At 70.0% G+C, this 12,301-nt stretch carries 13 protein-coding genes; 5 read left to right on the top strand and 8 right to left on the bottom strand.

Features of this window, described 5'->3' with window-relative positions:
- Window positions 1–158: 158 nt before the first annotated feature.
- Window positions 159–1,493, bottom strand: a complete 1,335-nt coding sequence (locus DMC18_RS14915; protein WP_110121466.1) for an MFS transporter — start codon at window positions 1,491–1,493, stop codon at window positions 159–161.
- Window positions 1,494–1,588: 95 nt separating this feature from the next.
- On the opposite strand from DMC18_RS14915, the gene DMC18_RS14910 reads away from it, so the two are divergent.
- The gene (locus tag DMC18_RS14910; protein ID WP_110121465.1) at window positions 1,589–2,206 is read left to right on the top strand and encodes a glutathione S-transferase family protein; all 618 of its coding nucleotides are present in this window, start codon (window positions 1,589–1,591) and stop codon (window positions 2,204–2,206) included.
- Here the strand turns inward: DMC18_RS14910 and DMC18_RS14905 are convergent.
- From DMC18_RS14905 to DMC18_RS14895, 3 genes are read right to left on the bottom strand one after another with little or no spacing between them, the layout of a single operon-like run.
- Complete coding sequence (locus DMC18_RS14905; protein WP_110121464.1) at window positions 2,203–2,853, bottom strand: glutathione S-transferase family protein; 651 nt, start codon at window positions 2,851–2,853, stop codon at window positions 2,203–2,205. The two genes, DMC18_RS14910 and DMC18_RS14905, sit on opposite strands and share 4 nt — an antisense overlap.
- A 50-nt stretch (window positions 2,854–2,903) precedes the next feature.
- Entirely contained in the window at window positions 2,904–3,887 is a 984-nt protein-coding gene (gene meaB / locus DMC18_RS14900; RefSeq protein ID WP_370444621.1) for a methylmalonyl Co-A mutase-associated GTPase MeaB, read from the bottom strand.
- Window positions 3,888–3,897: 10 nt separating this feature from the next.
- Window positions 3,898–4,215 carry a heavy metal-binding domain-containing protein gene (locus tag DMC18_RS14895; RefSeq protein WP_110121463.1) on the bottom strand — a complete coding sequence of 106 codons (318 nt, stop codon included), beginning with the start codon at window positions 4,213–4,215 and terminating at the stop codon, window positions 3,898–3,900.
- Between the two features lie 174 nt (window positions 4,216–4,389).
- Here DMC18_RS14895 and DMC18_RS14890 point away from each other — a divergent pair, with 174 nt between their 5' ends.
- Window positions 4,390–4,854: a DUF4112 domain-containing protein gene (locus DMC18_RS14890; RefSeq protein WP_101712668.1), complete on the top strand. Its 465-nt coding sequence runs from the start codon at window positions 4,390–4,392 to the stop codon at window positions 4,852–4,854.
- 32 nt (window positions 4,855–4,886) lie between these two features.
- Complete coding sequence (locus tag DMC18_RS14885; RefSeq protein ID WP_110121462.1) at window positions 4,887–5,345, top strand: DUF4112 domain-containing protein; 459 nt, start codon at window positions 4,887–4,889, stop codon at window positions 5,343–5,345.
- A 4-nt stretch (window positions 5,346–5,349) separates the two neighbouring features.
- Here the strand turns inward: DMC18_RS14885 and DMC18_RS14880 are convergent, their stop codons facing one another.
- The 4 genes from DMC18_RS14880 to DMC18_RS14865 all read right to left on the bottom strand — a co-directional run bounded on the left by DMC18_RS14880 (window position 5,350) and on the right by DMC18_RS14865 (window position 10,253).
- Entirely contained in the window at window positions 5,350–5,928 is a 579-nt protein-coding gene (locus DMC18_RS14880; RefSeq protein WP_110121461.1) for a Uma2 family endonuclease, read from the bottom strand.
- Between the two features lie 44 nt (window positions 5,929–5,972).
- On the bottom strand, window positions 5,973–6,548 hold the full coding sequence (locus DMC18_RS14875; protein WP_110121460.1) for a Uma2 family endonuclease: 576 nt from the start codon (window positions 6,546–6,548) through the stop codon (window positions 5,973–5,975).
- 102 nt (window positions 6,549–6,650) lie between these two features.
- On the bottom strand, window positions 6,651–8,807 hold the full coding sequence (gene scpA, locus DMC18_RS14870; RefSeq protein ID WP_110133052.1) for a methylmalonyl-CoA mutase: 2,157 nt from the start codon (window positions 8,805–8,807) through the stop codon (window positions 6,651–6,653).
- Window positions 8,808–8,810: 3 nt separating this feature from the next.
- Window positions 8,811–10,253 carry a methylmalonyl-CoA mutase family protein gene (locus tag DMC18_RS14865; RefSeq protein WP_110133051.1) on the bottom strand — a complete coding sequence of 481 codons (1,443 nt, stop codon included), beginning with the start codon at window positions 10,251–10,253 and terminating at the stop codon, window positions 8,811–8,813.
- 183 nt (window positions 10,254–10,436) lie between these two features.
- Between DMC18_RS14865 and DMC18_RS14860 the strand changes: the two genes are divergently transcribed.
- Window positions 10,437–11,444 (top strand): nitronate monooxygenase family protein, encoded by a 1,008-nt coding sequence (locus DMC18_RS14860; protein ID WP_110121457.1) that lies wholly within the window; start codon window positions 10,437–10,439, stop codon window positions 11,442–11,444.
- 93 nt (window positions 11,445–11,537) lie between these two features.
- Entirely contained in the window at window positions 11,538–12,275 is a 738-nt protein-coding gene (locus tag DMC18_RS14855; protein WP_110121456.1) for a DUF2793 domain-containing protein, read from the top strand.
- Window positions 12,276–12,301 lie beyond the last annotated feature (26 nt).

Raw genomic sequence — 12,301 nt, 5'->3', positions numbered from 1 at the left:
GAGAGACCCCTCACCCGACCTCCCTCCGGGAGGCCACCCTCTCCCGCAAGGGGAGAGGGGACGGGAAAAACCTGGGTCCCCGCTTTCGCGGGGATTTTACGGGGGAAAGGGCGGTTACGCGGCGCTAAATGCTCCCCAGAGGGGGAGGATCTGGGGATCTACCCCACCATGTCCTCGCGGATCGTCTTCCGCGCCGCCCAGAACAGGGCGAAGGCGACCAGGCCGAACATCGTCGAGACGATCAGCGCCCAGCGCACGCCCTGGGCCTCGCCCAGGCCGACCGGGCCGGCCAGGATGTCGCTGAGCGCGCCGACGGCGACGGGGCCCAGGCCCAGGCCGATCAGGTTGATCACGAACAGCAGCACGGCCGAGGCCGTGGCCCGCATGGCCGGCGGCACGATGCTCTGGGTGGTCGCATAGACCGGCCCGTACCACAGCGTGCCCAGCAGCATCGGCACGGCCAGGATCAGGATCGCCGCGCCCACGGCGTTCAGGCTGACCACGGCGATGTAGAACGGCAGGGTGGCGAGCGAGGCGATGGCCGGCACGGTGACATAGGCCCGCACGTCCTTGGCCCCCAGGCGGTCGGCCAGCTGTCCGCCCAGCCAGGCGCCGATGACGCCGGCCGTGCCGCCGATCAGGCCGAGCGACAGCCCGAGAAACCCCGCCGACTTCAGGCCGAACTGGGCGGCCAGGGCGGCGATGTCGGCGCCGTGGACGCGGAAGAAGTACGAGGCGATGAACGGCGCCTGGCCGTAGCCGACGAAGGCCTTCACCGAGGCGGCGAAGGCCACCAGCCAGAAGGTCTTCTTGGCCATCAGCACCGCCAGGGCCGCGCCGAAGCCGATCGGCTGGGCGGCGCGGGCGGCCAGGTCCTGGGCCAGGCGTTTGCGGGGCTCGACCAGGGTGAAGGCCGCGATCAGGGCGAAGACCACGCCGGGCGCGCCGGCGATCATGAAGGCCACGCGCCAGCCGTAGGCGTCGGCGACCAGCCCGCCCATGGCCATGCCGGCCAGGGTGCCCAGCGGCGTGCCGATCGAATAGAAGGCGATGGCGCTGGCCCGCTTTTCCTTGGGAACGTAGTCGGTGATCAGCGAGTGGGCCGGCGGGGTGCAGCCGGCCTCGCCGACGCCCACCCCGATGCGGGCGGCGATCAGCTGCCAGACGTTCTGGGCCAGGCCGCACAGCAGGGTGAAGGCGCTCCAGGCCAGGATCGAGACGGCGATGATCCGCGGCCGGTTCCGGCGCTCGGCCAGCCGCGCGATCGGAATGCCCAGCACGGTGTAGAAGATCGCGAAGGCCAGGCCCGTCATCATGCCCAGCTGCCAGTCGGCCAGGCCCAGGTCGCGCTTGATCGGCTCGGCCAGGATGTTGACCACCTGCCGGTCGAGGAAGTTCAGCGTGTAGATGATCAGCAGCACCCAGAGGGCGTAGCGGCGATAGCCGCTCGACACGGGCGCGATCACCGGTGACGGGGTCGCCGTCTCCGCCATGGGCGTTCCTCCTCGAACAGTTGTTCTAATCGTTGTTGCGACTGTAGACGCGGGGTAAGCGAGAACACCAGTCTGCATCGCTCAGGAGACCGTCCATGGAACTCGTCATCGGCACCAAGAAGTGGTCGACCTGGTCGCTGCGCCCCTGGCTGGTGCTCAAGCGCGCCGGCGTCTCGTTCAAGGAGACGGTGATCCCGCTGCGCCAGGCCGAGGTCACCGACGCCGAGATCGCCAAGCACTCGCCCAGCAAGCTGATCCCGGTGCTCAAGGACGGCGACCTGACGGTCTGGGACTCGCTGGCGATCTGCGAATACCTGGCCGAGAAGTATCCCGAGGCGAAGCTGTGGCCGGCCGATCCGGAACTGCGCGCCCTGGCCCGCGCCGCGGCGGCCGAGATGCATTCGGGCTTCACCTCGCTGCGCGGCGAGTGCCCGATGGACCTGGGCGTCATCAAGCACGCCGATCTCTCCGAGGCCACCCAGAAGGACGTGCGCAAGATCGTCGAACGCTGGAACCAGCTTCTGAAGCGCTCGGGCGGGCCGTTCCTGCTGGGCGAGTGGTCGATCGCCGACGCCTTCTACACCCCGGTCGCCACCCGCTTCCGCACCTATGGCGTCCACCTGTCGGACTACGGCGACGCCGGGGCGGCGGGAACCTATTGCGAGCGCCTGCTGGAGACGCCGGAGTTCCTGGCCTGGGAAGCCGAGGCCTAACCCTCCGGGAACATGTGCAGGTAGGGCCCGGCCTCCGCCAGCGTCCGCGCGTAGGAGGGACGGGCCTTCAGCCGTTGCAGATAGGCCGCCGCGTTGGGCCGGTCGGGCGACAGCGGCGTGATCTTGTCGGCATAGAACAGGGCCGGGGCGGCGGCGCAGTCGGCCAGGCTGAAGGTCTCGCCGGCGGCCCAGGTTCGGCCGGCCATCTCGCGCTCGACGATGTCGAGGCCGCGGGCCAGGTCGGCGCGGGCCGCGGCCAGGCCATGCGGGTCCTTGGCGTCGGCCGGCCGGATGCGGTCGGCCACCACCTTCTGCATCGGCACGTGCACCGACAGGTCGAAGAACCGGTCCTTGGCGCGCACGTCCAGGGCGGCGTCGGGATCCTCGGGGATCAGGCGCGCGGCGACCGGATGATGGATCTGCAGATATTCGATCAGGATCGAGCTTTCGGGCACGACCCGGCCGCGCCCGGCGTCCTCCAGCACCGGCATCCGCGCCATCGGCCACAGCGCCCGGAACGCCGCCGCCGAGGTGGGGTCGCCGAAGTTCACCAGACGCTGCTCGAAGGGCAGGCCGAACTCGTACAGGGCGATCAGCGCCTTGTGGCAGAACGACGAGAGCGGGTGGGCGTGCAGGATCAGCGCCATGCGATGGTTTCCTCCGTTGCCGGCATTGGCGCCGAAACGAAGGGCGGCGTCTACAGCCCGAACGCCTTCAGCAGCCGATCCGCCGCCGCCGAGGCGGGGAGGTCGCCGGCGCGGACGGCGGCTTCGGTCTCGCCGACCAGGGCCGCCACGGCCGGGGCGGCGCGGAAGGCCTCGGCCAGGCGGTCGTTGACCATGGCCCACATCCAGCGGCCGTCCTGGTCGGCGCGGCGGGAGGCGCGGGCGGCGTTGGCGCTCATCACCTCGCGATGGCGCTCGACCTGGCCCCACAGCAGGTCGAGGCCCGCCCCGGTCAGGCCCGAGACGGTCAGCACCGGCGGCGTCCAGTCCGGGTGGGCCGGCGTCAGGATGTGCAGGGCGTTGCGATAGTCGCGGGCCGAGCGCTCGGCCTTGGCCGGATCGGCGTCGGCCTTGTTGATGACCAGCAGGTCGGCCAGCTCGATCAGGCCCTTCTTGATGCCCTGCAGCTCGTCGCCGCCGCCCGGGATCAGCAGGGCCACGAAGATGTCGACCATGTCGGCGACGACGGTCTCGGACTGGCCCACGCCCACGGTCTCGACGATCACCACGTCGAAGCCGGCGGCCTCGCACAGCAGCATGGCCTCTCGGGTCTTGCGCGCGACGCCCCCGAGCGCGCCGCCGGACGGGGAGGGGCGGATGAAGGCGTACGGATCGACGCTCAGCCGCTCCATCCGCGTCTTGTCGCCCAGGATCGAGCCGCCGTGCCGGCCGGACGAGGGATCGACCGCCAGCACCGCCACGCGATGGCCGGCTGCGGTCAGGGCGCAGCCCAGGCTTTCGATGGTGGTCGACTTGCCCGCGCCGGGCACGCCGGTGATCCCGACCCGCTGAGCCTTGCCGGTGCGCGGCATCAGGCGTTGCAGCAGGTCGCGGGCGGCGGCCTGGTGGTCGGCGCGGCGGCTCTCGACCAGGGTGATGGCGCGGGCCAGGGCCGCGCGCTCGCCGGCGACGAGGCGGGCGGCCAGATCGGCGATGTCGAGAACGGGCGGGCTCACCCCTCCGGACTTAGAGGACGACGGCGGTGCCGGAAACCGAAACCATCATCATCTGCCCGTTGGGGCCGACGGTGTTGTAGTCGAGATCGACCGCCAGGATAGCGTTGGCGCCGACCTTCTGGGCTTCCTTGACCAGGCCCTTGAGGGCGTCCTCGCGGGCGCGTTCCAGCACCCGCTCGTAGGAACTAGAGCGGCCGCCGATGAAGTCGCGGATCGAGGCCAAGAGGTCGAGCACCACGTTGGCCCCCAGGATCGCCTGGGAATAGACCGCGCCCTTGTACTCCTGGACCGGACGGCCCTCGATGAACGGGGTGGTCGAGATCAGCATCGGCGGCGGTCCTTCGGTCGATGGCGCATAGTTAAGCATAAATGGCGAGCGCCGCGAGGGGCTCCCCGATCGCGTGCAGTTCGTGGAGCGAAGTTTCGCCTCTGGCGGGAAACCGGCTTCCGGGAAGCCTGGCCTTGAGGCAGATTGCCCCCGCTTACGCTGGGGGGCTGGCCGTTGTTCTTCGCCAAATCGCATCTCGACCTGCACAATATCCGGGGCAGCGTCGAACGCACGGTCAAGCTTTCCGACAACATCGTCGGCGTCGGGCCGGTCGGCATCGGCCTGGACGGCATTCTCGCCTGGTTCGGCGGGGCGGGCTCGCTCTACTCGCTGGGCGCGGGCGGGGTGCTGCTGTTCGACGGCGTGCGGGCCCGGGCCGCGCCCATGGTGCTGATCCAGATGACCGCCGTGCTGCTGATCGACGCCCTGCTGCCGCTGGGCCCGCCGGGCCTGGGCGCGGTGGCCGACACCCTGTTCACCGGACAGAAGTGGGCCGGCGGCATGCTGATCAAGCACATGGACGACACCATCTATTTCGAGGGCTCGCGCAAGGACGCGCAGGGCACGGCCGAATATCGCGACCTGCTGGAGCGCATCCGCTCGGGCAAGGAAAAGCGCCGGGTGGTGTTCCTGGGCTGACAACCAAGCTTGCGTCGAGGCGTTGAAACGACATGACCGACGAAGCCGCCCTGCATGGCGAAGTGATTGATGAAGGCCCCGCCGGCCACCGGCGCCGGGCGCACAAGGCCTGGCGCAACGCCGAGACCATCAAGCGGTTGTCCGACCGGCTGATTGGCCTCGGTCCCGTCGGCATCGGTCTCGACGGCGTGCTGGCCTGGGTGCCGGGCGCTGGCCTGGCCTACGGCCTGGGGGCCGGGGCGCTGCTGATGTTCCACGCCGTGCAGGCCAAGGCGGGCGCGGCGACCATGGCGCGGATGCTGGCCTATCTGGCCGCCGACAACCTGTCGGACACCGTGCCGGTGCTGGGCTGGGCGGTCGACACCCTGTTCCCCGGCCACCTGATGGCCGCCAAGGCTTTGCAGAAGGACATCGAGTCCCGCCACGGCCCGCCCGACGACGTCGATGTGAAACGGCGCAAGAAGGTGAAGGCCAAGGCCGGCAAGCGCTGAGCGCTCAGTCGTCGAGCGGCAGGTCGGCGACCTTGATCTCCAGGTGCGGAAACGCTTTTGGCGCGACCGATCCTCGCGCTCCGATCTCCTGCACCGCCCGATAGCCGCCCGCCGACGGTTCGCGGTGCACGACGATCTGGCGGCCAGGCACATCGACCACCCAGTATTCGCGGATGCCGCTCTGGGCGTAGAGCTCGGCCTTGCGGCCCAGGTCGAACGCCTGGCTGGAAACCGACACCTCGATCGCCAGCACGATGTCGGCGCCGCGTACGTCGCGGTCGTGCAGGCGGCTGGGGAAGATCGCGAGATCGGGCTCGGGCGCGGTCAGGTCGTCGAGGCGGGCCGGAGCGTCCGAATTGACCTCCCACTGTCCCTCGGCGAGGCGGCGGGTGAAGAACTGCGTCAGCCACCGGCGGCAGCGGACGTGAGGCACGCTTTCCGGCGACACCGTGATCAGTTCCCCCTCGATCAGCTCCACGTGCGCGTCTTCCGCCAGGATGCCGGCCTCGACCATGCGCAGCACGTCGTCATACGTGAAGCGGTAGGGCGTGACGGTCTCTGCGGGGCGGCCCGGAGCGTTCATGGGGGGAGGATAGCACGGGCGTTACTTTCAGTAACGCTGAGGGCTCAGCGGATCGGCTTCAGGTCGGCGAGGCACAGGCTCAGCTGCGGCAGGACCAGCGAGGTCACCGTGTCGCGCGCCGAGTGGCGGACGACGTCGCGATAGACGCCGCCGCTGAGGGTTCGGTGCACGACGATCTCGGCGCTGTTGACGTCGACGACCCAATAGTCGCGCACGCCGTGCTCGGCATAGACCTCGGCTTTCACCGACAGGTCCTTGGCGACCGTGCTCTGGGCGATCTCGATGACGAGACCGACGTTGCGTCCGTCGACGGTGTTTAGCGCCAGTTGGGCGTCGTAGGCGTAGAGGTCGGGGTCGGGCGCGTAGGTTGGCGACAGCCGAAGCGTCGAGTCGACGATCACCTGGATCGCCTGTCCAGCCTGGGCGAGGAGCGCCTTGGCGATCTGCATTTTCGCGCGGGTGTGCTCCGCGCCCTCCGAAGCCATCTCGACCAGCCCCCCGTCGATCAGCTCCACCCTGGCGTCGGCGTCGAGGATGCCGGCGTCCTGCATGCGCAGGACGTCTTCCAGCGTAAACCGGTGCGGTTCGGAGGTTTCGAGCGCGCGGGCCAGGGCGTTCATGGGTCCAGCCTAACACGACATGCGGGAAATTTCCCGCATAGCGGCGCGTCCGTGCGGGTGGTTACCCGCAGAAACCGGGAAATCTCCCGGGACAACCTCCAACTACGCCGCCTCGCCCTGGGTGTAGCCGAGCTGCTTGTTCAGCTTGTCGAGCAGTTCGATCACCGCCTCGGCGATCACCGTGCCGGGCGGGAAGATCGCCGCGGCGCCGGCGTCGCGCAGGGCCTGGAAGTCCTGGGGCGGGATCACGCCGCCGACCACCATCATGATGTCGGCGCGGCCCTGCTTGCCCAGTTCCGCCTTCAGTTCCGGCGCCAGGGTCAGGTGGCCCGCCGCCAGCGAACTGGCGCCGACGATGTGGACGTCGTTCTCCACCGCCTGGCGCGCGGCCTCGGCCGGGGTCTGGAACAGCGGGCCGATGTCGACGTCGAAGCCGAGGTCGGCGAAGGCGGTGGCGATCACCTTCTGGCCGCGGTCGTGGCCGTCCTGGCCCATCTTGGCGACCAGGATGCGGGGGCGACGGCCGTCGGCCTGGGCGAAGGCCTCGACCATGGCCTTGGCGCGGGCGGTGGTGGGGTCGGCGCCGGCTTCCTTCATGTAGACCCCCTGGATCGACTTGATCTCGGCCCGGTGGCGGCCGAACACCCGCTCCAGGGCGTCGCTGATCTCGCCCACGGTGGCCTTGGCGCGGGCGGCGTCGACGGCCAGGGCCAGCAGGTTGCCGCTTCCCCGCGCGCCGTCCTCCAGCGCCTTCAGCGCGGCCTCCGTCGCCGCCGGATCGCGCTCGGCCTTCAGCCGGGCCAGCTTTTCGAGCTGCTGGTTGCGCACCGAGCTGTTGTCGACCTTCAGCATCGGGATGACGTCGGCCACCTCGGGCTTGTAGCGATTGACGCCCACCACGCTCTGGCGATTGGAGTCGATGCGGGCCTGGGTCTTGGCGGCGGCTTCCTCGATGCGCAGCTTGGGGATGCCCTGCTCGATGGCCTTGGCCATGCCGCCGGCGGCCTCGACCTCCTCGATATGGGCCAGGGCCTTGACCGCCAGGTCGTGGGTCAGGCGCTCGACATAGAAGCTGCCGCCCCACGGGTCGGCGACGCGGGTCGTGCCGCTTTCCATCTGCAGGAAGAGCTGGGTGTTGCGGGCGATGCGGGCCGAAAAATCGGTCGGCAGGGCCAGGGCTTCGTCCAGGGCGTTGGTGTGCAGGCTCTGGGTCTGGCCGTTGACGGCGGCCATGGCCTCCACGCAGGTGCGCGAGACGTTGTTGAACACGTCCTGCGCGGCCAGCGACCATCCCGAGGTCTGGCTGTGGGTGCGCAGGGAGAGCGAGCGGTCGTCCTTGGGCTCGAACTCGCGCTTCATCAGCCGGGCCCACAGCAGGCGGGCAGCGCGCATCTTGGCCACTTCCATGAAGTAGGTCATGCCGATGGCCCAGAAGAAGCTCAGGCGTGGCGCGAAGGCGTCGATGCTCATGCCGGCCGCGACGCCGGCCCGGGCGTACTCGATGCCGTCGGCCAGGGTGTAGGCCAGCTCCAGGTCGGCCGAGGCCCCGGCCTCCTGCATGTGGTAGCCGCTGATCGAGATCGAGTTGAACTTGGGCATGTTCGCCGAGGTGAAGGCGAAGATGTCCGAGATGATCCGCATCGAGGGCGCGGGCGGATAGATGTAGGTGTTCCGCACCATGAACTCTTTGAGGATGTCGTTCTGGATCGTGCCCGACAGCTTGTCGGGCGTGACGCCCTGCTCCTCGGCGGCGACGATGTAGAGCGCCAGGATCGGCAGCACCGCGCCGTTCATGGTCATCGACACGCTCATCTTGTCGAGCGGGATTCCGGAAAAGAGGGTGCGCATGTCGAGGATCGAGTCGATGGCCACGCCCGCCATGCCGACGTCGCCCTTCACCCGCTCGTGGTCGCTGTCATAGCCGCGGTGGGTGGCCAGGTCGAAGGCCACCGACAGGCCCATCTGACCGGCCGCCAGGTTGCGGCGATAGAAGGCGTTCGAATCCTCGGCCGTGGAGAAGCCGGCGTACTGGCGGATCGTCCACGGGTTGGTGACGTACATGGTCGGGTATGGGCCGCGCACGAACGGCGCGACGCCGGGACGACCGTCGGTGAAGTCCAGCCCCGCCGCGTCCTGCGCGGTGAAGGCGGGCGCGACGTCGACGCCCTCGGGCGTGCTCCAGGCCTTGCCGGCTTGCGGCGCGGCGGCGGGCTCGGGCGCCTCGAAGGCGACGTCGGCGAAGTTGGGGAACTTGCTCATGGCTCAGGCTCCCTCGAAGGCGGCGGCGAAGCGGATAGGGACCAGCGCCGGGCAGCGGCTGTCAGGGCCGGGCAGACGCGGATCGGGGCCGTCGACGGCGAAGGCGGCCGGATCGGGCGTCTCGACCTCCGGCGTCTTGTCGTCGGCGTTGGGGAAGATGGTGACGCCCAGGATCTTGCGGCTGTTGTCGGCGAAGGACGCTTCCTGGCCCTCGCGGGTCTTGGCGACGATGTCGGCGATCAGGCCGCTTTCCAGGGCCTTGATGATCCCGCCGTCGGCCTCGATGGCCTGGAAGCCGCCCCAAGCGGCGCGGGCCAGCTGATCGGTCAGGGTGTCGAGGTACCAGGCGCCGCCGGCCGGGTCGGCGACGCGGCCCAGGTGGCTCTCTTCCATCAAAACGAGCTGGGTGTTGCGGGCCTGGCGGCGGGCGAAGGCGGTCGGCAGGCCGACGGCGTCGGTGAAGTTTCCGAGCACCACAGTATCGGCCCCGCCCACCGCGGCCGCGAAGCCGGCGGCGGTCAGGCGCAGCAGGTTGGTCCAGGCGTCGGCCTTGGCCAGCATCCGCTGCGACGAGCGAGCCTCGATGCGGGCCGGAACCTCAACGCCGCAGGCCTTGGTGAGTTGGCCCCAGAGGGCGCGGACGGCCCGTACCTTGGCCACGCCGGTGAAGTATTCGCCGTCCAGGCTGACGCCCAGCACGATGCGCGACCAGGCCTCGTCCATGGAGAGGCCCGAACGGACCAGGGCCTTGGCGTAGGCGACGGCGGCGGCGGCCATCACGGCCAGTTCCTCGGCGTTGGAGCCGCCGGCCTCGTGCACGGCGCGGCCCGTGGCCAGGAACAGGCTGGCCGTCGCATAGGTCTCGGCCAGGCGCGCGCCGACCGTGGCGGCGCTGAAGACGTGGCTCTCGATCGGGCCGGGGCTGACGCCGGCCTGCATCCAGGCGGTCAGCGGATCCATGTGGAAGGCCAGCGGCGCGTTGGGCGCGGCCTTGGCCAGGGCGCCCAGCCAGTCGGCGGCCTTGGGCCCGAGGAACCCGGCGTCCAGAGCCACGGGGGCCAGATCCAGCAGCACGCCGTCCAGCACGCGGGCCAGGTCGTCGCGCGAGCCGACGGCGACGCCGGCCTCGCCGGTCGGATCCAGCGCCAGCAGCACCGAGGCCGCGCCGTTCTCCAGGTCCTTGAGGATCTCGCCGCCGGCGCGCCTGGGATCGGGGTGGGCGATGCGGGTGCGCAGGTCCCAGGGGCGATCGACGTCGCGCGGGCGCAGGTCGCGGGCCACGGTCACGGCGTCTTCGGCGGTGTAGAGCGGGCGGATGGTGATCCCGTCCGGGGTGGCGCGCGTCAGGGTCTCGTCGAAATCGGCCCCCTTCAGGGTCTTCTCGACCAGTTTCAGCCACCTGGCTTGCGCCAGATTCTCGTCGGGCGGACCGAAGTCGGCGGCCAAAAGAGCGGGGGCCTCGCTCACGACGGGTTTCTCCTGCGGTGCGGCAATTTCTGGTTTTGACGCCCAGTTGCGCGCCTGCCGTCACGGAGGTCAAGCGCTTGCAAGTCCCATGAACGAGCGTTTAAGCTAACGCTGTTAACATGCGCGGCGCGTGACGTCGCGGAACGAGGAGACCCCCGTCCCATGGCTCTGCCGCCCATTCTGCGTGACCGTCTGCGCCTGCCGGTGATCGCCTCGCCGCTGTTCATCATCAGCAATCCGGATCTCGTGATCGCCGAGTGCAAGGCCGGCATCGTCGGTTCGTTCCCGTCGCTGAACGCCCGCCCGCTGTCGCAGCTGGACGAGTGGCTGGCCCGTATCACCGAGGAGCTGGCCGCCTGGGACAAGGCCCATCCGGACATGCCCTCGGCCCCGTTCGCCGTGAACCAGATCGTCCACAAGACCAACAACCGGCTCGAGCAGGACATCGAGCTGTGCGTGAAATACAAGGTGCCGGTGGTGATCACCTCGCTGGGCGCGCGCGAGGACCTGAACCAGGCGATCCACTCGTACGGCGGCATCACTCTGCACGACGTCATCAACGACCGCTTCGCCCGCAAGGCCATCGAAAAGGGGGCCGACGGCCTGATTCCGGTGGCGGCCGGGGCCGGCGGCCACGCCGGCGCGATCTCGCCCTTCGCCCTGGTGCAGGAGATCCGCACCTGGTTCGACGGCCCGGTGGCCCTGTCGGGCGCCATCGCCAGCGGCCGCTCGATCCTGTCGGCCCAGGCCATGGGCGCGGACCTGGCCTATATCGGCTCGGCCTTCATCGCGACCGAAGAGGCCAACGCGCCCGAGGCCTACAAGCGGACCATCACCGAGGCCAACGCCAGCGACATCGTCTATTCGAACCTCTTCACCGGCGTGCACGGCAACTATCTGCGCCAGTCGATCGTCGCCGCGGGCCTGGATCCGGACAACCTGCCGGAAAGCGATCCGTCGAAGATGAGCTTCGGCTCGGGCGGCAATCAGGACGCCAAGGCCTGGCGCGACATCTGGGGCTCGGGCCAGGGCATCGGCGCCATCAAGGAAGTGCTCCCGGTCGCCGAACGCATCGCCAAGCTGGCGGAGGAATATGAGGACGCGAAGGCCGAACTGGCGGCCAAGACCGCGCTCACGGCCGGCAACCGCCTGGCTTTCGCCGCCGAGTAGGACGGGGATCCAGCCGGGGACGAAGGCGACTTTGTCCCCGGCGACTCCGGCCGGGCGATCCTAGGCGGGTTCGAAACCCGCCAGGAGCGCCCCATGTCCGACGCCGCCACGCCCCGTCTTTCGCTGCCCTACGTGGCCGCGGGGCAAGCCCAGAAGCACGTCACCGTCAACGAGGGCCTCGCCCGCCTGGACGGCCTCGTCCAGCCCTGCGTCGTCAGCCGCACGGTGACGGCCCAGCCGGCCGCGCCCGCCGACGGCGCTCTGTGGATCCGCCCCGCCGCCGCGACCGGCGCCGACTGGGCGGTCGCCCCCGCCAACAGCCTGATGCGGTTCGAGGCCGGCGCCTGGGAGGCGATCGCGCCGGCCGCCGGCTTCACCGCCTGGATCGCCGACGAGGGCCAGATGGCCGTCTTCACCGGCTCGGCCTGGGTCGCGCTGTCGTCCACCTTCACCAGCCTGACCGCCGCACGCTCGCCGTTCGGCGCCGACGTTCGCGTCGAGATCCGCGAGGTCGAGACGACCCTCAGCGGCGCCTCGGTGACCACGGCCGCCGTGATCCCGGCCCGCTCGATCGTGCTGGGCGTCGCCACCCGCACCAGCGCGGCGGTTACCGGCGTGACCTCCTACAGCTGCGGTGTCGCCGGCGAGGCGGGCAAGTTCGGCAATTCGCTGGGCGTGGCCCTGAACGCCAGCAACATCGGCGTGGTCGGGCCGAGCGCCTTCTATGCCGACACGCCCGTGGTGCTCACCGCGGCCGGCGGCAGCTTCGTCGGCGGCAAGGTGCGGGTGTCGATCCAACTTCTGCGGTTTGAGGCGCCGGGGGCGGTGTAGAAAATCCCTCTCTCTGAGAGAGAGGG

The sequence above is a fragment of the Caulobacter sp. D5 genome (assembly GCF_003185805.1).
In the GTDB taxonomy this organism is placed as follows: Bacteria; Pseudomonadota; Alphaproteobacteria; order Caulobacterales; family Caulobacteraceae; genus Caulobacter.
This window is presented reverse-complemented; position numbering and strand designations above follow the sequence as displayed.